Genomic DNA, 23751 nt, shown 5'->3' on the forward strand with positions numbered 1-23751 from the left:
CGAGTACAAATGAAATAAAAAAAGCCCCGATTGTTGAGATCGGGGCTGTATATATTACTTTACGCAGCGAAACTTATGCGTCACCGCCGAAACGACGACGACCAGCGGAGTCATCACGACGCGGGGCAGAAGAATCGTCGCGACGCGGACCACGGTTGCCTTCACGACGTTCGCCGCTGAAACGACGACCATCGCCACGACCGCCTTCACGACGCTCACCGCTGAAATTACGACCTTCGCCACGACCGCCTTCACGACGCTCGCCGCTGAAACGGCCACCGCCACGACGCTCACCACCGGTGTGCGGAACTGCATCGCCAACCAGCTGCATGTTCATCGGCTTGTTCAGGATGCGAGTACGGGTAAAGTGCTGCAGCACGTCGCCCGGCATACCTTTCGGCAGCTCGATGGTGGAGTGGGAAGCAAACAGCTTGATGTTACCGATGTAACGGCTGCTGATATCGCCTTCGTTAGCAATCGCGCCAACGATATGACGAACTTCAACACCGTCATCACGGCCCACTTCAATGCGGTACAGCTGCATGTCACCAACGTCACGACGTTCACGACGCGGACGATCTTCACCACCACGGTCATTACGGTCACGAGGGCCACGATCGTTACGATCGCGCGGACCACGGTCATCACGATCGCGGAATTCGCGTTTCGGACGCATTGGTGCATCTGGCGGCAGGATCAGCGGACGTTCGCCCTGAGCCATTTTCAGCAGTGCGGCTGCCAGCGTTTCGATATCCAGCTCTTCTTCCGGCTGCATTTTCGCCAGCAGAGCACGGTACTGATCCAGATCGCTGCTTTCCAACTGCTGCTGTACTTTAGCGGCGAATTTTTCCAGACGGCGTTTGCCCAGCAGTTCTGCGTTCGGCAGTTCTACTTCCGGAATCGTCAGCTTCATGGTGCGTTCGATGTTACGCAGCAGACGACGCTCACGGTTCTCAACGAACAGCAGCGCACGGCCAGCACGACCCGCACGACCGGTACGGCCGATACGGTGAACGTAAGACTCGGAATCCATCGGGATGTCGTAGTTAACAACCAGGCTGATACGCTCAACGTCCAGGCCACGGGCCGCAACGTCGGTAGCAATCAGGATATCCAGGCGGCCATCTTTCAGACGTTCCAGAGTCTGCTCACGCAGGGACTGGTTCATGTCGCCGTTCAGTGCAGCGCTGCTATAGCCGCTACGCTCCAGCGCTTCTGCCACTTCCAGGGTCGCATTTTTGGTACGAACGAAGATAATCGCCGCATCAAAATCTTCTGCTTCCAGGAAACGCACCAGCGCTTCATTTTTACGCATGCCCCACACAGTCCAGTAGCTCTGGCTGATGTCAGGACGCGTGGTAACGCTGGACTGAATGCGTACTTCCTGCGGCTCTTTCATAAAGCGACGGGTAATACGACGAATCGCTTCCGGCATGGTTGCAGAGAACAGAGCGGTCTGATGACCTTCCGGGATCTGCGCCATGATGGTTTCAACGTCTTCGATGAAGCCCATACGCAGCATTTCGTCAGCTTCGTCCAGTACCAGACCGCTCAGTTTGGAGAGGTCCAGAGTACCGCGCTTCAGGTGATCCAGCAGACGGCCCGGCGTACCGACGACGATCTGTGGTCCCTGACGCAGGGCACGTAATTGCACGTCATAACGCTGGCCGCCGTACAGGGCAACCACATTCACGCCGCGCATGTGTTTAGAGAAATCCGTCATGGCTTCTGCTACCTGAACCGCCAGTTCGCGGGTCGGTGCCAGCACCAGAATCTGAGGTGCCTTCAGCTCAGGATCAAGATTGTTGAGCAGCGGTAAAGAGAACGCTGCAGTTTTGCCGCTACCTGTCTGGGCCATACCCAGAACATCGCGGCCGCCCAGCAGATGCGGAATGCACTCTGCCTGGATTGGAGATGGTTTTTCGTAACCCAGATCGTTAAGGGCTTCAAGGATAGGAGCCTTCAGGCCCAGATCTGCAAAAGTGGTTTCGAATTCAGCCATGTAGTACGTGTGCCTCAAAATTAATGGCGGCCAGTCTACATAACTCATCATGAAATTGATCTGCAATTTTCATTGAAAAGTGTGAACCGGCTCAAAGTAGGTGTATTAACGAACAACAACGCCCTCACCCGTGAAGGTGATGGCAATCAAAAAAGATTACGGGCTGATGTGTACGTCAGCTATTGCTGGTCCGATTCTGCCAGGTCATCTTGGTCCTGGCCCAGGAGCGATAATTCCAACAATGCGTATCGGTGCTCAACAAAGTTATGAACGTTGTTAGCCACCGCCAGTTTGAACAATGCCGTAGCGTTGTCCAAATCCCCCAGACTTAGGTAGTACTTACCTAAATAGAAGTTGGTTTCACTGAGATGCTCAGCGAGCGAGGTGTTATCCGTTGCGTCCGCCTTCAGGCGTTCCATCAGCGTTGCTTCGCTAATGTTGCCCAGGTAGAACTCGACAATGTTCCATCCCCATTGCTCTTTATCCGATTTCTCAAAGCGTTGCTTCAACGCTTCTTTCGCCTGCTTCTCATCGAGCTTCTGCTCGGCAAGATAAAGCCACAGACTACGGAAAGGATCATTGGGATCGTCTTGATAAAACGCTAGCAGATCATCTTGCGCTAACTTGTCGCGACCGCCGTAATACAATGCGATACCGCGATTTAAGTGCGCGTAGTTGTAAGTTGGATCAAGCTCAAGTACAGAATCAAACGCTTCATAGGCAGCATCAAAATTGCCTGCCTGCGTTAAATATATACCTAAGTAATTGAATACTTCAGGCATATCTGGTCGGATTGCCAGCGCTTGTGAAAAATCATTTCGCGCCAGTGCCCTCAGACCGAGACTATCATACAACACTCCGCGCTCATATAAAAGCTGTGCGCGTTCGTCATCGGTTAAAGCCCGACTGGCAAGAATTTGTTCCATACGTGCCAGAATCACTTCCTGCTGCAAAGTCGGTTGCAATGGTACTGCGAGGACTTCACTCTTTCGCCAGGCGGAATTACTGCATCCAGCCAGCGTGAGTGCTGTCGCAACGAAACACCAGCGCAAAAAAGGCTTCATTTCCCACTCCCGAAGACAACGATTGAATGAACGTCCAGGTTCCCCGGTTGCTAACAAGGCATCCTGCCGGGTTAAAGGCCCTCCGCTTTCACGGAGGGCAATGGCAACCTTACTCGCCCTGGCTTGCCGGAGCTTCCGGTTCGCCTGCAGGCTGAGACTGCTCAGTTGCTTCTTTAATGCTCAGACGTACACGGCCCTGGCGATCAACTTCCAGAACTTTGACCGGTACTTCCTGGCCCATCTGCAGGTAGTCGGTCACTTTCTCAACGCGCTTATCAGCGATCTGAGAGATGTGTACCAGACCTTCTTTACCGCCACCGATGGCAACGAATGCGCCAAAGTCAACGATACGGGTCACTTTACCATTGTAGATACGGCCTACTTCGATCTCTGCGGTGATCTCTTCGATACGACGGATAGCATATTTCGCTTTTTCGCCGTCAGTCGCAGCAATCTTCACGGTACCATCATCTTCGATTTCAATGGTGGTGCCGGTTTCTTCGGTCAGAGCACGGATAACAGAACCGCCTTTACCGATAACGTCTTTGATCTTGTCCGGGCTGATCTTGATGGTGTGGATACGCGGAGCAAATTCAGAGATATCGCCACGCGGTGCGTTGATCGCTTGTTCCATCACACCCAGGATGTGCAGACGCGCACCTTTAGCCTGGTTCAGAGCAACCTGCATGATCTCTTTGGTGATACCTTCAATTTTGATATCCATCTGCAGTGCAGAGATACCGTCGCGGGAACCCGCCACTTTGAAGTCCATATCGCCCAGGTGGTCTTCGTCGCCCAGGATATCAGACAGAACAACAAAGTTGTCGCCTTCTTTCACCAGACCCATCGCGATACCCGCAACGGCGGCTTTGATCGGCACGCCTGCGTCCATCAGCGCCAGGGAAGCACCACATACGGAAGCCATGGAAGAAGAACCGTTAGATTCGGTGATTTCAGAAACCACACGCACGGTGTACGGGAATTTATCCAGTTCCGGCATTACTGCCAGTACGCCACGTTTCGCCAGACGGCCGTGACCAATCTCACGACGCTTCGGAGAACCGACCATACCGGTTTCACCTACGCAGTACGGAGGGAAGTTGTAGTGGAACAGGAAGTTGTCAGTGCGCTCGCCCATCAGTTCGTCAAGGTTCTGCGCATCACGAGTGGTGCCCAGGGTCGCAGTAACCAGCGCCTGAGTTTCGCCACGGGTGAACAGTGCGGAGCCGTGGGTACGCGGCAGAACGCCAGTACGCACGTCCAGACCACGGATCATGTCTTTTTCACGGCCATCGATGCGCGGCTCGCCTGCCAGTACGCGGCTACGAACAACGTTTTTCTCGATAGCATGCAGAATTTCACCCAGTTCGTTAGCATCCAGGGTTTCGTCTTCAGCCACCAGAGTCGCGATGGTTTCAGATTTGATTACGTCAACCTGAGCATAACGCTCTTGTTTGTCGGTGATGCGGTAAGCATCGCTCAGGCGAGCTTCTGCCAGTGCGGCAACGCGTGCGTTCAGCGCTTCGTTGACGGCTTCTGGCTGCCAGTCCCAACGCGGTTTGCCAGCTTCTTTCGCCAGCTCGTTGATAGCCTGAATCACAACCTGCTGCTGTTCGTGACCGAACACAACAGCACCCAGCATCTGATCTTCGCTCAGCAGTTCTGCTTCGGATTCAACCATCAGTACGGCAGCTTCAGTACCCGCAACAACCAGGTCCAGCTTGCTTTCTTTCAGTTCGTCCTGAGTCGGGTTCAGTACGTACTGGTCATTGATGTAACCAACACGTGCAGCACCGATCGGGCCGTTGAATGGAATACCAGACAGAGTCAGCGCAGCAGATGCACCAATCATTGCCACAATGTCCGGGTTAACCTGCGGGTTAACGGAAACAACGGTCGCGATAACCTGAACTTCGTTAACGAAGCCTTCCGGGAACAGCGGGCGAACCGGGCGGTCAATCAGACGCGCGATCAGGGTTTCGCCTTCGCTCGGACGGCCTTCACGACGGAAGAAGCTACCCGGGATACGGCCAGCAGCGTAGGTACGCTCCTGATAGTTAACGGTCAGCGGGAAAAAGTCCTGGCCTGGTTTCGCTTTTTTCTGGCCAACAACGGTAACGAATACCGCGGTGTCATCCATGCTAACCATAACAGCGGCAGTCGCCTGACGCGCCATCATGCCGGTTTCCAGCGTAACGGTATGCTGACCGTACTGGAATTTACGAACGATCGGATTAAGCAAAATAATATCCTTTCTCTATTTTTTTGACGGCACATTTTGCGCCATCGTTAATACCCGATCTTCTGCGCATCCTCGCGACTAATGACAACCCTAACCCATAAGCATGAGTAAAGCCTCTCATTAGCCGCGCGAACCTCTGCAACGGAAGATCATTCATAGCAACAATACATTAGTTTCCAGCGAATTGCTGCCATCTGCTGGAAAAAAGGGGCCATGAAGGCCCCCTCTTTCTGAAACTCGAAAGAATTAGCGACGCAGACCCAGACGCTCGATCAGCGCGGTGTAACGTGCAACATCTTTACGTTTCAGGTAGTCGAGCAGTTTACGACGCTGAGAAACCATGCGCAGCAGACCACGACGGCTGTGGTGATCTTTTTTGTGCTCTGCAAAGTGGCCCTGCAGGTGGTTAATCTGTGCAGTCAACAGTGCAACCTGAACATCGGTAGAACCGGTGTCGTTTGCATCACGACCAAACTCAGAAACGATTTTAGCGGTAGCTTCAGTACTTAGAGACATTTTAAAACTCCAAAGTGTTAAGAATGAAAGGATGCCGATCTCTAATTCAGCTATCCCAGTGTATACACTTTATCCTTCAAACTGACTCTGCGTTGGCTGCGTCCGCTCACCTCAGTCACTTATCTAAGTAAGCTCCTGAGGATTCTCAGACTTGCCGCCTTGATGCAGCTCGAATGATTTTGTGTATACGTCGCGTAGATTGTTAAACAATTTACGCGACGTTAAGCGGCAGTATTCTACTCGCAGCGCCCTTTTATCGCAAGACAGAGAGCGCTATGCAGGATACTCAACCACCAGGCGACGGGGGGCGACACGACCTTCATCGTCCATCTCCCCCATGCCAATAAACTTGCCGTCATCGCCTTCCGTCACGCGGACCAGCCCTTCCAGCGGCGCGCCTGATGTCCGTACCGGGTTACCGTTTTTAAAGTAAACCGAGGATGTTAAAGGCAAATTAACAACAGGATAGTCAGATGCTGGACTGTCCATTGGCATCAGCAAAGGATCAAGCAGCTGTGCCGCCGGAATGTTCTGCTGCTCGGCCTGTTCAACCAGCTCACGCAGATGTTCCAGCGTCACCATTCGATCCACCGGATACTTGCTGACCGTCAAACGACGCAGATACGTGACGTGCGCGCCGCAGCCCAACTTCTCACCGAGATCGTCAACAATGGTGCGAATATAGGTGCCTTTGGAACAGTGAACTTCCAGCTCCAGTTCGTTACCTTCGTGACGGATAAACAGCAGCTCATAGACGGTAATCGGTCGCGCTTCACGCGGCACTTCAATACCCTGACGCGCATATTCGTACAGCTTCTTACCCTGATACTTCAGCGCCGAATACATTGACGGGATCTGCTCGATATCGCCACGGAAAGTTTCCAGCGCACTCACCAGTTGTTCTGCGGTGAAGGTTACCGGACGCTCCTGCACGATTTGCCCATCGGCATCGGAAGTGTCTGTACGCTGGCCCAGACGGGCAACCACGCGATAGCGTTTATCAGAATCCAGCAAATACTGTGAAAACTTAGTCGCTTCACCGAGGCAGATTGGCAGCATGCCTGTCGCCAGCGGATCCAGTGCGCCGGTATGTCCTGCGCGATTGGCATTGTAGATGCGCTTTACTTTTTGCAGTACGTCATTGCTGGACATGCCCTGCGGCTTATCCAGCAGCAGGACACCGTGAATGTCGCGACCACGACGACGAGGACGACTCATCAGTCCTCCTTGCTGTCGTCCGCTGGGTTCACACGACGCTCATCGTCATGTTTCACCACGCTGGTCACCAGGTTGGACATGCGCATCCCTTCAACCAACGAGTTGTCGTAGAAGAAGGTCAGCTCAGGCACGATACGCAGACGCATGGCTTTACCCAGCAGAGAACGGATAAAACCAGAGGCTTCCTGCAGTGCCTTGATGCCGTTTTTCACAGCAGCTTCGTCCTGATCGTTGAGGAAAGTCACGAATACTTTGGCATATGCCAGATCACGAGACATCTCAACACCCGATACGGTGGTCATCATACCAACACGCGGGTCTTTGATTTCGCGTTGCAGGATGAGTGCGATCTCTTTCTGCATCTCTTGCGCGACACGCTGCGGGCGACCAAATTCTTTCGCCATAATAAATTCTCCAGAATAAAGACAAAAAAGGGGCTATCAGCCCCTTTTTAAATTTCTTGCCGGGTGGCGCTTCGCTTACCCGGCCTACACCTAATCATCTTCTAAGGATTTTGGGCTGCAAATTGCGGCCCAAAAGACGACGAAGATTAAGCGATAGTACGTTGGATCTCGATAATCTCGAACACTTCGATCATATCGCCAACGCGAACGTCGTTGTAGTTCTTAACGCCGATACCACATTCCATGCCGTTACGGACTTCGTTAACGTCATCTTTGAAGCGACGCAGGGATTCCAGCTCGCCTTCATAGATAACCACGTTGTCGCGCAGAACGCGGATTGGGTTGTGACGTTTAATCGTGCCTTCGGTAACCATACAGCCTGCGATAGCGCCGAATTTCGGTGATTTGAACACATCACGAACTTCAGCCAGACCAATGATCTGCTGTTTCAGCTCCGGAGACAGCATGCCGCTCATCGCTGCTTTCACTTCGTCGATCAGATGATAGATGACGGAGTAGTAACGCAGATCCAGGCTTTCAGATTCGATAACTTTACGTGCAGAGGCATCAGCACGGACGTTGAAGCCAACCAGAATCGCGTTGGATGCCGCAGCCAGGGTCGCGTCGGTTTCGGTGATACCACCTACGCCAGAACCGATGATCTTCACTTTGACTTCGTCGGTAGACAGTTTCAGTAAAGAGTCGGAAATCGCTTCTACAGAACCCTGAACGTCAGCCTTCAGGACGACGTTCACTTCGTGAACTTCGCCTTCGGTCATGTTAGCGAACATGTTCTCGAGTTTAGATTTCTGCTGACGAGCCAGTTTAACTTCACGGAATTTGCCCTGACGATACAGTGCAACTTCACGGGCTTTCTTCTCGTCACGAACGACAGTAACTTCGTCACCTGCAGCCGGAACACCGGACAGACCGAGGATTTCCACCGGAATGGACGGACCTGCTTCCAGTACTTCCTGACCCAGTTCGTTACGCATAGCACGAACGCGACCGTATTCGAAGCCACACAGTACGATGTCGCCTTTGTGCAGCGTACCTTCACGCACCAGTACGGTAGCAACCGGACCACGACCTTTATCCAGGAAGGATTCGATAACCGCACCGCTCGCCATACCTTTACGCACAGCTTTCAGTTCCAGTACTTCGGCCTGCAGCAGGATAGCGTCCAGCAGCTCGTCGATACCGGTACCCGCTTTCGCAGAAACGTGAACGAATTGGCTCTCGCCGCCCCACTCTTCCGGCATGATGCCGTACTGGGACAGTTCGTTTTTAACGCGATCCGGATCCGCTTCCGGCTTATCGATTTTGTTGACTGCAACCACCACCGGTACACCCGCCGCTTTCGCGTGCTGGATAGCTTCGATGGTCTGCGGCATCACGCCGTCGTCTGCTGCAACAACCAGAACAACGATATCCGTTGCCTGAGCACCACGAGCACGCATGGAGGTAAACGCGGCGTGACCCGGGGTATCCAGGAAGGTGATCATACCGTTGTCAGTTTCAACGTGGTACGCACCGATGTGCTGAGTAATGCCGCCTGCTTCGCCAGAGGCCACTTTCGTAGAACGAATGTAGTCCAGCAGAGAGGTTTTACCGTGGTCAACGTGACCCATGATGGTCACAACTGGTGCGCGCGGTTCAGCCGCAGCACCGGTGTCACGGTCGCTCATTACCGCTTCTTCCAGCTCGTTTTCACGACGCAGGATAACTTTGTGGCCCATCTCTTCGGCAACCAGCTGTGCGGTTTCCTGGTCGATAACCTGGTTAATGGTAGCCATTGCGCCCAGTTTCATCATCGCTTTGATGACCTGAGAGCCTTTAACTGCCATTTTGTTCGCCAGATCGCCAACGGTGATGGTTTCGCCGATCACAACGTCACGGTTAACGGCCTGAGCTGGCTTCTGGAAGCCCTGCTGCAGAGCGGAACCTTTACGCTGCTTACCGCCTTTACCGCCGCGAACCGCTGCACGTGCTTCCTCACGGTCAGCTTTAGATTCAGCGTGTTTGTTGCCTTTCTTCGCCGGACGCGCTGCTTTAGTGCTGCGAGTACGACCACGACCGCCTTCGACTTCACGATCGTTCTCGTCTTCAGCCTGGCGAGCATGCTGAGAAGTGGTGACGTGATAATCGCTGGTGTCTTCGACAGGTTCAACGTTATTCACACCATTTTTCTCGTTTTCTTCCGCCATACGGCGAGCTTCTTCCGCTACGCGGCGCGCTTCTTCTTCAAGCTTGCGACGTGCTTCTTCTTCCGCTTTACGCTTCAGTTCTGCGGCTTCATTTTCACGGCGGGCTTTTTCGGCCTGGGCGGTTTTAGTCATATCGTCGGTCTGTTGATTGCTCACTTTGTCTTTTTCCGCAGCTTCACGTTTCGCTTTATCAGCGGCTTCACGCTTAGCTTGTTCTGCGGCCTCACGTTCGGCTTTTTGTTGCGCCTCGCGTTTGGCAGCTTCTTCTGCCTCACGACGGGCTTGCTCTTCCGCTTCACGCTGCGCCTGCTCTTCCGCGGCAAGGCGTTCAGCCTCTTGCGGATCGCGTTTCACAAAGGTGCGTGTCTTGCGGACTTCGATTTGTACCGATTTGCTTTTTCCACCGGTACCTGGAATATTGAGAGTACTGCGCGTTTTACGCTGCAATGTCAACTTATCCGGCGCTGAGCCGTTTTCACGGTTCAAATGCGCCAGTAAGGTTTGTTTCTCTTGTGCGGACACAGAGTCGTCAGCAGACTTCGGGATACCGGCATCAGCAAATTGCTGTACCAGGCGATCCACGGAAGTCTGTATCTCTGCAGCCAGCGTTTTTACGGTTACATCTGTCATACTGTTCCTTCCTGCTACAGTTTATTACGCTTCGTCGCCGAACCAGCAAATATTACGGGCAGCCATAATCAGCTCACCGGCTTTTTCGTCGGTCAACCCTTCGATATCAGCCAGATCATCAATGCCCTGTTCAGCGAGATCTTCCAGCGTACAAACACCACGGGCCGCCAGTTTGAAGGCCATCTCACGATCCAATCCTTCCAGATTCAGCAGATCGTCAGCCGGTTTGTTATCACCGAGGCTTTCTTCCTGGGCCAGTGCCAGAGTGGTCAGTGCGTTTTTAGCACGCTCGCGCAGCGCTTCAACGGTCTGTTCATCCAGGCCGTCAATTTCCAGCAGCTCTTTCATTGGCACGTAGGCCAGTTCTTCCAGCGTCGCAAAACCTTCTTCCACCAGAACAGTCGCGAAATCTTCATCGATATCGAGATATTTGGTGAAGGTATCGATGGCTGCATGTGCTTCAGCCTGATGCTTCGCCTGCAGGTCATCAACGGTCATCACGTTGAGTTCCCAACCGCTCAGTTGTGAAGCCAGGCGGACGTTCTGACCATTACGTCCAATCGCCTGAGCCAGGTTACCGGCTTCAACCGCGATATCCATGGTGTGCTTGTCTTCATCCACCACGATAGAAGCAACGTCTGCTGGCGCCATTGCGTTAATCACGAACTGTGCCGGGTTATCATCCCACAGGACGATATCGATACGCTCGCCGCCCAGTTCGGTAGAAACCGCCTGAACGCGCGCACCGCGCATACCAACACAGGCGCCGACCGGATCAATACGCTTGTCGTTGGTCTTAACGGCGATTTTCGCACGCGATCCCGGATCACGGGCAGCCGCTTTAATTTCGATAACTTCTTCGCCAATTTCCGGTACTTCAATGCGGAACAGCTCAATCAGCATTTCCGGTTTGGAACGGGTTACAAACAGCTGCGCACCGCGCGCTTCCGGGCGTACAGAGTACAGAACACCACGAATACGGTCACCTGGGCGGAAGTTTTCACGCGGGAGCATGTCTTCACGCAGGATAACAGCTTCAGCATTGCTGCCCAGATCCAGAGAAATGTTGTCGCGGTTTACTTTCTTTACCACACCGGTGACGATTTCGCCTTCGTGTTCGCGGAACTGATCGACAACCATTGCACGTTCAGCTTCACGTACTTTCTGTACAATAACCTGTTTCGCGGTCTGGGTAGTGATACGGTCAAAGGTGACAGATTCAATCTGATCTTCAACATATTCGCCCACGTTCAGACTTTCGTCTTCGAAGCGTGCCGCTTCCAGCGTAATTTCTTTGGTCGGCTGAGTAACTTCTTCTACGATTACCCAACGACGGAAGGTATCGAAATCACCGCTTTTACGATCGATTTCTACGCGAACGTCGATCTCTTGCTCATATTTTTTCTTTGTTGCTGTAGCCAGCGCACTTTCCAGCGCTTCAAAAATTTTCTCGCGTGGCAGCGCTTTTTCGTTGGATACGGCTTCAACAACAGCCAAAATTTCTTTGTTCATCGCGGGCTTTTCACCTCAATCCAGACTGTTAAAAGTGGGGAACCAGGTTCGCCTTCTGGATATTACTCAGCGCGAACACTTCATCTTTGCCTTCGACTGTGACCGTGATCATCTCACCGTCCACCGCTTTGATAACGCCCTGCCATTTACGACGGTTTTGTACCGCCATACGAAGAACCAGCGTGACTTCTTCACCCAGGAAACGCACGTAGTGTTCAGCTGTGAACAGAGGACGGTCGAGACCCGGAGAGGAGACTTCCAGGTTATAGGCAACGGTGATTGGGTCTTCGACATCCATCACGGCGCTTACCTGATGGCTCACATCAGCACAATCATCAACATTGATGCCATCTTCACTATCAATATAGATGCGCAGTGTGGATGTGCGACCACGAATAAATTCGATGCCGACCAGTTCGTAGCCCAGGGCTTCAACTGGCGCTGTAATCATCTCTGTTAATTTTTGCTCTAATGTGGACAAGCCCACCCCCAAGACATAAAAAAAGGGCCTAAAGCCCAGTTATTCTGTAGTCAGATAACAAAAAACCCCGATAAATCGGGGCTTTAGATAACTGAACCCTATAACCGCACCTGCGGTTCGGAGAACCTTCCGAAAGAATTTTTTTCAAATCCAGCTACGAAGGCCTAAGTCTTCACAGTATATTTGAAAAAGAACTCTAAGGGAAAGTGGTTGCGGGGGCCGGATTTGAACCGACGACCTTCGGGTTATGAGCCCGACGAGCTACCAGGCTGCTCCACCCCGCGCCTGAAACGTGGCAAATTTTACTCGTTTTGAGTAAAAAATGCAAATACTGCTGGGATTTGGTACCGAGGACGGGACGTAAAATCTGCGCACAGTATATTGATTCACTATGCGTTATGTCAACCTTGTTACGACTATGCAAATCAATGAATGCTGCCCAGCGCTAGCCCAGCAAGATAAATATTCCACCCACGCCGTTATTTAACGAAATTATCACTAAACTCTTCCTGTCATCCAGAAAAGATGATTAAATGAAAACTCATTTATTTTGCATAAAAATGCAATTAGCATAATAAGCGACCTCTTCACCAGTCTATCAAGCAGGGTTTTATTTTATGACGACGATTCTCAAGCATCTCCCGGTAGGTCAACGTATTGGTATCGCTTTTTCCGGCGGCCTGGACACCAGTGCAGCACTGCTGTGGATGCGACAAAAAGGGGCTGTCCCATATGCATATACTGCGAATTTGGGCCAGCCGGATGAGGATGACTATGACGCCATTCCTCGCCGTGCAATGGAATATGGTGCTGAGAATGCTCGCCTGGTAGATTGCCGTAAGCAGCTCGTTGCCGAAGGGATCGCTGCCATTCAGTGCGGTGCATTCCACAACACCACTGGCGGACTGACCTACTTCAATACCACCCCACTGGGCCGTGCCGTAACCGGCACCATGCTGGTTGCCGCCATGAAAGAAGATGGCGTAAATATCTGGGGTGACGGTAGCACCTATAAAGGTAACGATATTGAACGTTTCTATCGTTACGGTCTGCTGACCAACGCCGAACTGCAGATTTATAAACCATGGCTGGATACCGATTTTATCGATGAACTCGGCGGTCGCCATGAGATGTCCGAATTTATGATTGCCTGTGGTTTCGACTACAAGATGTCCGTTGAGAAAGCGTACTCAACAGACTCCAATATGCTCGGGGCGACCCACGAAGCAAAAGATCTGGAATTCCTGAACTCAAGCGTCAAAATCGTCAACCCAATTATGGGCGTGAAGTTCTGGGATGAGAGCGTGAAGATCCCGGCAGAAGAAGTGACTGTGCGTTTTGAACAGGGTCATCCGGTTGCACTGAACGGTAAAACCTTCAGCGACGACGTTGAGATGATGCTGGAAGCCAACCGTATCGGCGGTCGTCACGGTCTGGGTATGAGCGATCAGATTGAAAACCGTATTATTGAAGCGAAGAGCCGTGGCATCTACGAAGCCCCGGGGATGGCATTGTTACATATCGCATACGAGCGTCTGCTGACCGGTATTCACAACGAGGATACCATCGAGCAGTATCACGCACATGGTCGCCAGCTTGGTCGTCTGCTGTATCAGGGCCGCTGGTTCGACTCTCAGGCGCTGATGCTGCGTGACGGTCTGCAGCGTTGGGTTGCCAGCCAGATTACCGGTGAAGTGACGCTGGAACTGCGCCGTGGTAATGACTACTCGATCCTCAACACCGTATCTGACAATCTGACTTATAAACCAGAACGTCTGACGATGGAAAAAGGCGATTCCGTATTCTCTCCGGACGACCGTATCGGTCAGTTGACCATGCGTAATCTGGATATCACCGATACCCGCGAGAAGCTGTTCGGCTATGCGCAGTCTGGTCTGCTGACCGCTTCTTCCGCAACCGGCCTGCCGCAGGTTGAGAATCTGGAAAATAAGGCGAAGTAAAGATACACCATCTTAAGGCCGCGAAAGCGGCCTTTTTTATGTGCGGAATGTAGGTCGGATAAGGCGTTTACGCCGCCATCCGACATTATTACAACGCCTGATGGCGCTACGCTTATCAGGCCTACAGGACAGCCACAAATAACAGACGAAAAAAAAGACGCTTTGCAGCGTCTTTTTTTTGGAATTTGGTACCGAGGATGGGACTCGAACCCACAAGCCCGTTAGGGCACTACCACCTCAAGGTAGCGTGTCTACCAATTCCACCACCTCGGTACAGAATACTTAGCGTGGGATATCGCTGGTCGGCTGAGCCGGAGCAGCTGGCTGAGTTTGCTCGGTTTTCGCCGGTGCACTCAGATTTTCCCACTCACTTCCTTTATTGGTCTTGTTGCTGTTCATGTTACCCAGCACCAGACTGATGATGAAGAACAAGGTTCCCAATACAGCTGTCATACGGGTCATGAAGTTACCAGAACCACTTGAACCAAACAGAGTACCAGAAGCGCCTGCGCCAAAAGAGGCTCCCATATCAGCGCCTTTGCCTTGCTGCAGCATGATCAAGCCTACCAGGCCAATTGCCACAATAAGGAAAACTACTAAAAGAGCTTCGTGCATAATCAACCTGTTCCTTGCGGAGTTGCCGCGTACAATGCTTCGACCATTAAAGCGGGAATATTTACTGTTTCCCACTGAAGCGGGTGTGAATACTAACCAAAGCGAATAACCTTCGCAAGGGCAATTTGTTAGCATTGTATCAACTGCGGAAAAAATCGCCATATCAATCAAAAACGCAGCAACTTCTCCCAGCATCTCTGCATGACGGCGCGTTGATCGTCAAGATTCGCCCATACCACAACAGGGATTTCACAAATCAGATCTGCATTTTCTGGCCAGCAGTGAATAATTTGCTGATTCACCAACTCTTCCGCCACCATCGATTCAGGTAACCAGGCCATTCCCATATGGCGCAACACCATTTCTCGTATCGTTTCGCTTAAACCACTCTCAAACACTTTTTTCAACCGTGGTCGCACTCGTTGTTCTGCCAGCTCAATAATACGTCTGACAAAGGTATAGTCGCTGTAACATAGCCAGGGGATCGGGGTATGCGGATCGTCCAGCGTATCCACCAACTGTGCAGAAATCACAGGAATAAATCGCTCATACCGCCATAGTGAACGTTTTAACCCTCCGGCAATCTCCAGCCCTGGTTGTGAAGAGGGTAAATCGTAAGTCACCAGCATATCAATTTGCCGGTTTATCAGGGCATTGAAGTGGTTGTCTATCCCCTGGATACTGGCGTTTACCGTAAAGTTTAACTGCGGCTCACTCTGTCGCAGGTAGTTGATCATATCCGGCAGGATATTCACCGACAGCGTATGCAGGCTGACCATCACCAGCGTGTTATCCGTTGCTGGCGTCATCGCCGACAGCTCATGGCGTACCTCTGTTAACGTACTGAGGACGTGCCGGGCATAAGGTTCAAAGCGTTCACCATAGCGCGTCAGCGTGACGGGGGTCGTTGTCCGATCAAACAAAGGCACGCCCAGCACCTCTTCCAGCGCTTTTATACGCCGACTCAGCGCAGGTTGAGTAATATGCCGCTGCGCCGCGGCCTGAGAGTAGTTCCCATGCTGGCTCAAGGCCAGAAAATCTTCCAGCCACTTACAATCCACGTTGTGCTCTCCGCCATGCCATAACCGCATCCTCCAATAACAAATCGGTAATAGTCATAGTTATAGTAATGGCTTTATGGTGGGCATCATAACAACAATATTCCGTTTCACCTGCCGACTCTCACCTTCGACGTTTGACAGGACCGCTATGTTTACTTTATTGACCAATGCCCGTGTTTTTTCTCCTGAGGATTTAGGCCTCTGCTCCCTGCTCATTCATGCCGACCGAATTGTGGCGGTAGAAAAAGATATTTCATTGTTTGATGGCGTCAACGAGGTCATCGATTGTCGGGGTAAATGGGTTATCCCTGGCATCATCGATCAGCATGTTCATCTTACCGGTGGCGGTGGCGAAGCCGGATTTGCCAGTCGGACACCCGCCGTCAAGCTGCGCGATCTGATTCAAGCGGGTATTACCACGGTGGTTGGCGTGTTAGGCACCGATGCTATTTCTCGTTCGCCCAAAGACCTCTACGCTAAAATGCAGTCTCTCAACCTTGAGGGATTACGCGCGTTTATGCATACGGGAGCCTACGCCGTTCCCAGCCCAACCATTACGCGATCCATACGCGATGATATGGCCTTTATTCCGGCAATTCTTGGTGTAAAAATCGCCCTCGCCGATCACCGCGGTTCTTACCCCTCTTTCCAGGAGTTGCTGAGGATAGTGAGCGATATTCGCGTCGCTTCCCTGCTGGCAGGGAAAAAAGGCTTGCTGCATGTGCACCTGGGGAATCTGCCGGAAGGGATGTCGCAACTTATTGAGTTGTGTGATGCGGGTATTCCGATTCACCATATTTCACCGACCCATGTTGCAAGAACAGAGCCCTTGTTCGAACAGGCTATTGCTTTCGCCCATCGCGGCGGCCATATCGATGTTACGTCCGGTGGCAGTCGTTTTATGCCTCAGGAGCAAGCGATTCTCCACGCACTCGAAGCACAGGTTCCGGCGGAGCGCATCACGATCAGTTCTGACGGCAATGGCAGCGTTCCGCGCTTTAACGCTCAGGGTATCGTTGAAGGTTTAAGCGCGGCACCGGTCGCAGGCAATCTTAACCTACTTCCTCGCCTGATTGATGTCGGTATTCCGGTGCCGCAGGCCATCGCAATGTTGACGGCAAACGTTGCGCGCTCGCTGGGTATTTCCGGGGGCGTGCTCTGCGCCGGAGAACGTGCCGATATCTGTGTACTCAATGATGACCTCTCGCTGGCCCATCTGTTTGCCGCGGGTAAACCGTTGCTGCGGGATGGAGAGTGCCTGGTTACCGGCAACTTCGAGTAAGGGGGCAAGAATGTCATTACTACTGGCGCTAATCGCCATCATTTTTGCCGGACGTCTGATCCTCAAAAAATATCACCCCCAGTCGGTACTGTTATTGACCGGGATTGTGCTGTTGCTTATCGCGCATTTTAGCGGAATGACCTCACTCAGTGGCCTGGTGAAAAAGAGCACCGGATTCGGCCCCTTTGACGCCTTTGAGTTTATTCGCGATACCCTGAGCGTGCGTCTCGGCGGCCTCGGGCTGCAAATTATGCTGATTGGTGGTTTCGCCACGTACATGTCAGCCATTGGCGCAAGCCAGGTACTGGTTCGGGTAACATCTCGTCCTTTACAACGGCTGAACTCGCCTTATCTGCTGCTGGGACTGGCACTGCTATTAGGCCAATTCCTGTCGCTGTTTATCAGCAGCGCCACCGGATTGGGTCTGCTGTTGATGGCGACGCTTTACCCATTGCTTACCCGTCTTGGCTGTAGCCGCGCCGCAGTTGCCGCAGTTATCGCCAGTACCTGTGCGGTTGAGTTTGGCCCAGGATCCGGCAACTCGGTTCTCGCCGCCAAAACCGCAGGTATTGAGGTGGTGAACTATTTTGTGCAGGATCAGTTGCCGATCGTTGTGCCCGTCATTCTTTTCATCGCCCTGTTGCATATTGTTGTGCAACGCTTTTTTGACCGTCGGGAAAGTGGCGACAATGCAGCTCAGCAGATGCAGACATTAACGGCAACTGATGAAGCCGACGCACCTATCGCCTGGCTGTTTCTGCCTATGCTGCCGCTGGTATTGATGTTGGTGTGTAGCGATTTAATATTTAGCTCGCTTAAGATTACGCTGGATACCGCCGTACTGATAAGCCTCGCTATTACGCTGGTTTGTGAGTACTGCCGTCATCGCAAAGCGCGCGAGGTGATGGCTGGCGTACAAAAGGTTTTCGACAGCATGGGCAGCGTTTTTGCCACCGTCGTGACGCTGATTATCGCCGGTGAAGTTTTTTCCGCCGGGCTGAAAGCCATTGGTGCCGTCGACGCGCTGCTGTCGCTTTCTGGCGAATTTGGCCTCAGCGCAGCCTCTATTATCCTGCTGATGACCCTAATCACCTTCGCAATTTCAGCGCTGATGGGCTCCGGGAATGCGGCATTTTTCTCCTTCGCCCCCATGGTGCCGGACATCAGCCGTCATATCGGTAGCGATATCGCAGTCATGATGTTGCCTATCCAGATATCGGCGGGTATTGGTCGTACGTTATCGCCGATTGCCGGCGTCATCATTGCTATCGCAGGGATTGCAGGCGTCTCGCCTGTGGATATTGTTAAGCGCACCGCGATTCCGATGCTGGGCGGTTGGCTACTGATGATTGCGCTAACCTTTGCCCGGTCTGGGCATTTGCTGGCGGTTCTGCCGTGGCTGGCAGTCCTTGTACTACTGATGGTCGGTGGTTATTTCTGGCAGCGCCGACGTAAACAGCCGCTTGCCGTATAGTAAAAAAAAGCCGGAGTCTCAGACTCCGGCTCTCACTTTCTTCGGGATTACGCCGCTTTCACAGCATCGGCAATACGGTGGGCGAATTCAGTCACCTGCGCTTCGTCTTCACCTTCAACCATCACACGAATTAACGGTTCGGTACCAGACTTACGCAGCAGGACGCGTCCACGGTTACCCAGCGCCGCTTCCACTTCCGCCATCACCGCTTTCACATTTTCATGTTCCAGCGGATCGCCGCTACCTGCGGTGTAACGTACGTTAACCAGCAGCTGTGGGAACATTTTCATGCCGCTGCACAGGTCGTGCAAACTCATATGGTTGCGCACCATCGCCGCCAGCACCTGCAGCCCCGCCACGATGCCGTCACCAGTGGTGGTTTTGTCCAGCAGGATCACATGACCAGAGTTTTCGGCACCGATACGCCAGCCTTTTTCCTGCATTTTTTCCAGCACATAGCGGTCGCCAACTTTCGCCCGAGCAAAAGGAATACCCAGCTGTTTCAGCGCCAGCTCGAGGCCCATGTTGCTCATCAACGTACCTACCGCACCACCACGCAGCTGTCCCTGACGCAGGGCTTCACGGGCGATGATGTACATGATCTGATCGCCATCGACCTTATTGCCTTCGTGGTCAACCATAATAACGCGGTCGCCATCGCCGTCCAGCGCAATACCCAGATCGGCTTTTTCCGCAATCACGCGCGCCTGCAGGGCACGGACGTCAGTGGCGCCGACTTCTTCATTGATGTTCACACCGTTTGGCTCACAGCCAATGGCAATCACGTTTGCACCCAGCTCACGCAGTACATTTGGTGCAATGTGGTACGTTGCACCGTTAGCGCAATCCACCACAATTTTAAGCTCACTCAGACTCAGTTCGTTCGGGAAGGTGCCTTTGCAAAACTCGATATAGCGACCGGCAGCATCAACGATACGGGTAGCTTTACCCAGTTCAGCCGAGTCCACGCAGGTGATCGCTTTTTCCATTTCGGCTTCGATAGCTTCTTCAACCGCATCCGGCAGTTTGGTCCCATCGATGGAGAAGAATTTAATCCCATTGTCATAGAATGGGTTGTGCGAAGCGGAGATAACAATCCCGGCCTCAGCACGGAAAGCACGCGTCAGATAAGCAACGGCAGGTGTTGGCATTGGCCCTGTGAATGAGGCTGAGAGTCCGGCGGCTGCCAGGCCCGCTTCCAGCGCGGACTCCAGCATATAGCCGGAAATACGCGTATCTTTACCGATAATAATTTTACGTGAACCATGACGAGCCAGCACTTTCCCTGCAGCCCAGCCCAGCTTGAGCACAAAGTCAGGAGTAATTGGGGCATCACCTACGCGACCGCGGATCCCATCAGTGCCAAAATATTTACGATTACTCATAGCGTTTTTTTTCCTTTGCAGACAATGTGGCTTCCACCACACGCATCGCTTCTACGGTTTCTTTGACGTCATGGACACGAACGATCTGCGCCCCCTGCATTGCGGCAATCACCGCGCACGCAAGACTACCGCTCAGGCGTTCAGATGGCCCCACATTCAGTAACTGACCGACCATTGATTTTCGTGACATCCCAACCAGCAGCGGCAGATTAAAATAATGAAACTCCGCCAGACGTGCCAGTAATGTGTAGTTGTGAGTGAGATTTTTACCGAATCCGAATCCGGGGTCGAGCAACAATTTATCTTTTGTGATTCCAGCCCGCTCGCAACGTGCTATTTGCTCAACAAAGTAACGATCTACCTCAGCAAAAACATCCTCATACTTTGGCGCTTCCTGCATGGTTTTCGGCTGCCCCTGCATATGCATCAGGCAAACCGGCAATCCGGCCTCCGCTGCGGCTTCCAACGCTCCAGGCTCCGAGAGTGAGCGAATGTCATTGATGATATGCGCGCCAACCCTGGCGCATTCGCGGATCACTTCGGGCTTTGAGGTATCAACCGAAATCCACACTTCAAAACGCTGAGCAATCGCCTCTACCACAGGGATCACTCGCTGCAACTCTTCTTCAACACTCACATCAGCCGCGCCCGGACGCGTGGACTCACCACCCACATCAATGATAGTCGCCCCGGCGTTAATCATCAGGTTTGCGTGTTTTACCGCCTCAACCAAAGAGTTGTGCGCTCCACCATCGGAAAATGAGTCTGGCGTGACGTTCAAAATCCCCATGACGTGCGGATGGCTGAGATCCAGTGAAGAACCCTGAGCAAAGAGTTTCATAGTTTTATCCCTGGTAAAATCTTGAATATGCAGATAAGAAAAACCCCGGAGCAAGCCCCAGGGTTTTCAATTAAAACACGGTCATCATCAACGATAACTTATTTGTCGCCCAGCTGCTCTGACATAGTGCCAGAGTCCGGCGCACGCGGTTCATCAACCGGACGCGGTGCACTCGGCTTGCCGGTGCTGCCAGAGTTGTTGTTAGAAGAACCCGGTTCTTCCCAACCCGCAGGCGGACGCACATCGCGGCGAGCCATCAGATCGTCAATCTGCGGCGCATCGATAGTCTCATATTTCATGAGCGCATCTTTCATTGAGTGCAGAATGTCCATGTTTTCGTTCAGCAAACGACGTGCACGGTCATAGTTACGCTCAATCAGCAGTTTAACTTCCTGATCGATAATGCGAGCGGTTTCATCGGACATGTGTTTCGCTTTCGCCACAGAACGTCCCAGGAACACTTCGCCTTCTTCTTCAGCGTACAGCAACGGACCGAGTTTATCGGAGAAGCCCCACTGAGTAACCATGTTACGCGCCAGGTTAGTCGCGACTTTAATGTCGTTCGACGCACCGGTAGAAACATGTTCAGCACCGTAGATGATCTCTTCCGCCAGACGGCCACCGTACAATGTGGAGATCTGACTTTCCAGTTTCTGACGGCTGGCGCTGATTGCATCGCCTTCAGGCAGGAAGAAGGTCACACCCAGCGCACGACCGCGCGGGATAATCGTCACTTTGTGCACCGGATCGTGTTCCGGCACCAGGCGACCGATAATCGCGTGGCCAGCTTCGTGATACGCGGTAGATTCTTTCTGCGCTTCCGTCATCACCATGGAGCGACGTTCCGCACCCATCATGATTTTGTCTTTCGCTTTTTCGAACTCAACCATCGACACTACGCGCTTGTTGCCACGAGCAGCAAACAGTGCCGCTTCGTTGACCAGGTTCGCGAGGTCCGCACCGGAGAAGCCAGGCGTACCACGTGCAATGATTGCCGCATCGATATCCGGAGACAGCGGCACGCGACGCATATGCACTTTCAGGATCTGTTCACGACCGCGAACGTCCGGCAGACCAACCACAACCTGACGGTCGAAACGGCCTGGACGAAGCAGCGCAGGGTCAAGAACGTCCGGACGGTTAGTCGCTGCGATAACGATAATACCTTCGTTACCTTCGAAGCCGTCCATCTCAACCAGCATCTGGTTCAGCGTCTGTTCACGTTCATCGTGACCACCGCCCAGACCTGCGCCACGCTGGCGGCCTACGGCGTCGATTTCATCGATGAAGATGATGCACGGTGCCGCTTTTTTGGCTTGTTCGAACATGTCACGCACACGAGATGCACCGACACCCACGAACATTTCCACGAAATCAGAACCGGAAATTGTGAAGAATGGAACCTTCGCTTCACCTGCGATAGCTTTCGCCAGCAGGGTTTTACCCGTACCCGGAGGACCGACCATCAGGACGCCTTTCGGGATTTTACCGCCCAGTTTCTGGAAACGGCTCGGTTCGCGCAGATACTCAACCAGCTCAGCGACTTCTTCTTTTGCTTCGTCACAACCCGCAACGTCAGCAAAAGTCGTTTTGATCTGATCTTCCGTCAGCATGCGCGCTTTGCTCTTGCCGAACGACATGGCACCTTTGCCACCACCGCCCTGCATCTGACGCATGAAGAAGATCCAGACACCAATCAGCAGCAGCATTGGGAACCAGGAAATGAAGATAGAAGCCAGCAGGCTCGGCTCTTCAGGTGGTTCGCCAACAACCTTGACGTTTTTGGTCAGCAGGTTATCAAGCAGCTTCGGATCGTTAACCGGGATGTAGGTCGTGTAACGGTTACTATCTTTCTTGGTAACGTTAATCTCACGTCCGTTGATCTTCGCTTCACGAACCTGGTCCTGATTGACCTCTTGCAGGAAGGTAGAGTAATCAACCTTACGGCCATTAGACTCGCTGGGCCCAAAGCTCTGGAATACTGACATCAGCACAACGGCAATGACCAGCCAGAGAATTAGGTTTTTCGCCATGTCACTCAAGGGATTAACCTCATATTACAACTGTGTTAAAAACAGCGTCAGGATACTCTATATCCAGTTTCTTTCAAACTTTCGTTTGAAATCTGCCGGTTATGGTTTACGCCCGGTCGCTACAATATACACTTCACGCGAACGGGCGCGAGAAGAGTCCGGCTTACGAACTTTGACCTTCGTAAACAGGGAGCGAATCTCTCTTAGATACTCATCGAAGCCTTCGCCCTGGAACACCTTCACTACAAAACTACCACCTGGCGCTAATACATCACGAGCCATTCCAAGCGCCAGCTCTACCAGATACATGGCCCGGGGAATATCCACCGCCGGTGTTCCACACATATTTGGCGCCATATCAGACATGACAACTTGTACTTTACTGTCACCTACGCGTTCAAGTAACGCTTTCAGGACTAATTCATCACGAAAGTCGCCCTGAAGGAAGTCCACACCAACGATTGGATCCATAGGTAAAAGATCGCAAGCGATAATGCGGCCGGTGTTGCCGATCTGCGTAACTGCATATTGCGACCAGCCACCGGGTGCAGCACCGAGATCAACTATCGTCATCCCCGGTTTAAAAATTTTGTCACTTTGCTGTATTTCATCAAGTTTAAACCAGGCACGGGAACGTAACCCCTTTTTCTGCGCCTGTTGAACATATTTATCGCTAAAGTGTTCCTGAAGCCAGCGACTCGAGCTGGCAGAACGCTTTTTACCTGTCATTTCACATTCCCAAAGGGCAGTTCATCGTAACCAATGGTGTAAATTTCTACACAGCTATTTGGTGATATATGGGAGATGGCGGTAGAATGACCCG

The 23751-nt window shown here is 52.4% G+C and carries 19 protein-coding genes and 2 tRNA genes; 3 read left to right on the forward strand and 18 right to left on the reverse strand.

Annotated elements, in window-relative coordinates; translation table 11 throughout:
* Positions 1–73 precede the first annotated feature (73 nt).
* The 11 genes from WC1_RS03990 to WC1_RS03945 form a co-directional block, all read right to left on the reverse strand.
* The gene (locus WC1_RS03990) at positions 74–2002 is read right to left on the reverse strand and encodes a DEAD/DEAH family ATP-dependent RNA helicase (RefSeq protein WP_016151048.1); all 1929 of its coding nucleotides are present in this window, start codon (positions 2000–2002) and stop codon (positions 74–76) included.
* The gene (gene yrbN, locus WC1_RS24785; protein WP_010723222.1) at positions 1995–2075 is read right to left on the reverse strand and encodes a protein YrbN; all 81 of its coding nucleotides are present in this window, start codon (positions 2073–2075) and stop codon (positions 1995–1997) included. The genes WC1_RS03990 and yrbN overlap by 8 nt, the downstream gene beginning before the upstream one ends.
* 106 nt (positions 2076–2181) lie before the next feature.
* Positions 2182–3066: a lipoprotein NlpI gene (gene nlpI, locus WC1_RS03985; protein ID WP_003024982.1), complete on the reverse strand. Its 885-nt coding sequence runs from the start codon at positions 3064–3066 to the stop codon at positions 2182–2184.
* Between the two features lie 109 nt (positions 3067–3175).
* Positions 3176–5308 carry a polyribonucleotide nucleotidyltransferase gene (pnp, locus tag WC1_RS03980; protein WP_003024984.1) on the reverse strand — a complete coding sequence of 711 codons (2133 nt, stop codon included), beginning with the start codon at positions 5306–5308 and terminating at the stop codon, positions 3176–3178.
* Between the two features lie 246 nt (positions 5309–5554).
* On the reverse strand, positions 5555–5824 hold the full coding sequence (gene rpsO / locus WC1_RS03975) for a 30S ribosomal protein S15 (RefSeq protein ID WP_000059465.1): 270 nt from the start codon (positions 5822–5824) through the stop codon (positions 5555–5557).
* A gap of 273 nt (positions 5825–6097) precedes the next feature.
* Complete coding sequence (gene truB / locus WC1_RS03970; protein WP_016151049.1) at positions 6098–7042, reverse strand: tRNA pseudouridine(55) synthase TruB; 945 nt, start codon at positions 7040–7042, stop codon at positions 6098–6100.
* Positions 7042–7446, reverse strand: coding sequence for a 30S ribosome-binding factor RbfA (rbfA, locus tag WC1_RS03965; protein WP_003024988.1), 405 nt, complete (start codon positions 7444–7446; stop codon positions 7042–7044). Before rbfA ends, truB begins: the two co-directional genes overlap by 1 nt.
* A 146-nt stretch (positions 7447–7592) precedes the next feature.
* On the reverse strand, positions 7593–10283 hold the full coding sequence (gene infB / locus WC1_RS03960; RefSeq protein ID WP_003844847.1) for a translation initiation factor IF-2: 2691 nt from the start codon (positions 10281–10283) through the stop codon (positions 7593–7595).
* A 24-nt stretch (positions 10284–10307) separates the two neighbouring features.
* Positions 10308–11795 (reverse strand): transcription termination factor NusA, encoded by a 1488-nt coding sequence (gene nusA, locus WC1_RS03955; protein ID WP_003024992.1) that lies wholly within the window; start codon positions 11793–11795, stop codon positions 10308–10310.
* Between the two features lie 28 nt (positions 11796–11823).
* A complete protein-coding gene (gene rimP, locus WC1_RS03950; RefSeq protein ID WP_003024996.1) occupies positions 11824–12276 on the reverse strand; it encodes a ribosome maturation factor RimP in 453 nt (150 codons plus the stop codon).
* A 207-nt stretch (positions 12277–12483) separates the two neighbouring features.
* A tRNA-Met gene (locus tag WC1_RS03945) sits at positions 12484–12560 on the reverse strand.
* Between the two features lie 333 nt (positions 12561–12893).
* Between WC1_RS03945 and argG the strand changes: the two genes are divergently transcribed.
* Positions 12894–14237, forward strand: a complete 1344-nt coding sequence (argG, locus tag WC1_RS03940; protein ID WP_005131837.1) for an argininosuccinate synthase — start codon at positions 12894–12896, stop codon at positions 14235–14237.
* Between the two features lie 186 nt (positions 14238–14423).
* On the opposite strand, the gene WC1_RS03935 is transcribed toward argG, so the two are convergent.
* The 3 genes from WC1_RS03935 to WC1_RS03925 form a co-directional block, all read right to left on the reverse strand.
* A tRNA-Leu gene (locus tag WC1_RS03935) sits at positions 14424–14510 on the reverse strand.
* 9 nt (positions 14511–14519) lie between these two features.
* Complete coding sequence (secG, locus tag WC1_RS03930; RefSeq protein ID WP_003025000.1) at positions 14520–14852, reverse strand: preprotein translocase subunit SecG; 333 nt, start codon at positions 14850–14852, stop codon at positions 14520–14522.
* 167 nt (positions 14853–15019) lie between these two features.
* Complete coding sequence (locus tag WC1_RS03925) at positions 15020–15913, reverse strand: LysR family transcriptional regulator (RefSeq protein ID WP_016151050.1); 894 nt, start codon at positions 15911–15913, stop codon at positions 15020–15022.
* Positions 15914–16061: 148 nt separating this feature from the next.
* Here WC1_RS03925 and iadA point away from each other — a divergent pair, with 148 nt between their 5' ends.
* Positions 16062–17195, forward strand: a complete 1134-nt coding sequence (gene iadA, locus WC1_RS03920) for a beta-aspartyl-peptidase (RefSeq protein ID WP_003025004.1) — start codon at positions 16062–16064, stop codon at positions 17193–17195.
* Positions 17196–17205: 10 nt separating this feature from the next.
* Positions 17206–18669 carry a C4-dicarboxylate transporter DcuC gene (gene dcuC / locus WC1_RS03915; protein ID WP_016151051.1) on the forward strand — a complete coding sequence of 488 codons (1464 nt, stop codon included), beginning with the start codon at positions 17206–17208 and terminating at the stop codon, positions 18667–18669.
* A 47-nt stretch (positions 18670–18716) separates the two neighbouring features.
* On the opposite strand, the gene glmM is transcribed toward dcuC, so the two are convergent.
* From glmM to rlmE, 4 genes are all read right to left on the reverse strand, one after another.
* On the reverse strand, positions 18717–20054 hold the full coding sequence (gene glmM, locus WC1_RS03910) for a phosphoglucosamine mutase (protein ID WP_003025008.1): 1338 nt from the start codon (positions 20052–20054) through the stop codon (positions 18717–18719).
* Positions 20047–20895: a dihydropteroate synthase gene (gene folP, locus WC1_RS03905; RefSeq protein WP_016151052.1), complete on the reverse strand. Its 849-nt coding sequence runs from the start codon at positions 20893–20895 to the stop codon at positions 20047–20049. Before folP ends, glmM begins: the two co-directional genes overlap by 8 nt.
* 98 nt (positions 20896–20993) lie before the next feature.
* The gene (gene ftsH, locus WC1_RS03900; RefSeq protein WP_003025013.1) at positions 20994–22928 is read right to left on the reverse strand and encodes an ATP-dependent zinc metalloprotease FtsH; all 1935 of its coding nucleotides are present in this window, start codon (positions 22926–22928) and stop codon (positions 20994–20996) included.
* Positions 22929–23027: 99 nt separating this feature from the next.
* On the reverse strand, positions 23028–23657 hold the full coding sequence (gene rlmE, locus WC1_RS03895; protein ID WP_003025015.1) for a 23S rRNA (uridine(2552)-2'-O)-methyltransferase RlmE: 630 nt from the start codon (positions 23655–23657) through the stop codon (positions 23028–23030).
* Positions 23658–23751 lie beyond the last annotated feature (94 nt).

It is taken from the genome of Citrobacter sp. KTE30, assembly GCF_000398825.1.
GTDB classification, from domain to species: Bacteria; Pseudomonadota; Gammaproteobacteria; order Enterobacterales; family Enterobacteriaceae; genus Citrobacter; species Citrobacter freundii.

Bases quoted from the DNA above. Each gene is read 5' to 3' on its own strand.
- ftsH (WP_003025013.1), bottom strand. From the start codon at position 22,928: ATGGCGAAAAACCTAATTCTCTGGCTGGTCATTGCCGTTGTGCTGATG.
- WC1_RS03990 (WP_016151048.1), bottom strand. From the start codon at position 2,002: ATGGCTGAATTCGAAACCACTTTTGCAGATCTGGGCCTGAAGGCTCCT.
- secG (WP_003025000.1), bottom strand. From the start codon at position 14,852: ATGCACGAAGCTCTTTTAGTAGTTTTCCTTATTGTGGCAATTGGCCTG.
- nusA (WP_003024992.1), bottom strand. From the start codon at position 11,795: ATGAACAAAGAAATTTTGGCTGTTGTTGAAGCCGTATCCAACGAAAAA.
- iadA (WP_003025004.1), top strand. From the start codon at position 16,062: ATGTTTACTTTATTGACCAATGCCCGTGTTTTTTCTCCTGAGGATTTA.
- truB (WP_016151049.1), bottom strand. From the start codon at position 7,042: ATGAGTCGTCCTCGTCGTCGTGGTCGCGACATTCACGGTGTCCTGCTG.
- argG (WP_005131837.1), top strand. From the start codon at position 12,894: ATGACGACGATTCTCAAGCATCTCCCGGTAGGTCAACGTATTGGTATC.
- glmM (WP_003025008.1), bottom strand. From the start codon at position 20,054: ATGAGTAATCGTAAATATTTTGGCACTGATGGGATCCGCGGTCGCGTA.
- dcuC (WP_016151051.1), top strand. From the start codon at position 17,206: ATGTCATTACTACTGGCGCTAATCGCCATCATTTTTGCCGGACGTCTG.
- yrbN (WP_010723222.1), bottom strand. From the start codon at position 2,075: ATGAAAATTGCAGATCAATTTCATGATGAGTTATGTAGACTGGCCGCC.
- rpsO (WP_000059465.1), bottom strand. From the start codon at position 5,824: ATGTCTCTAAGTACTGAAGCTACCGCTAAAATCGTTTCTGAGTTTGGT.
- rlmE (WP_003025015.1), bottom strand. From the start codon at position 23,657: ATGACAGGTAAAAAGCGTTCTGCCAGCTCGAGTCGCTGGCTTCAGGAA.
- folP (WP_016151052.1), bottom strand. From the start codon at position 20,895: ATGAAACTCTTTGCTCAGGGTTCTTCACTGGATCTCAGCCATCCGCAC.
- rbfA (WP_003024988.1), bottom strand. From the start codon at position 7,446: ATGGCGAAAGAATTTGGTCGCCCGCAGCGTGTCGCGCAAGAGATGCAG.
- infB (WP_003844847.1), bottom strand. From the start codon at position 10,283: ATGACAGATGTAACCGTAAAAACGCTGGCTGCAGAGATACAGACTTCC.
- nlpI (WP_003024982.1), bottom strand. From the start codon at position 3,066: ATGAAGCCTTTTTTGCGCTGGTGTTTCGTTGCGACAGCACTCACGCTG.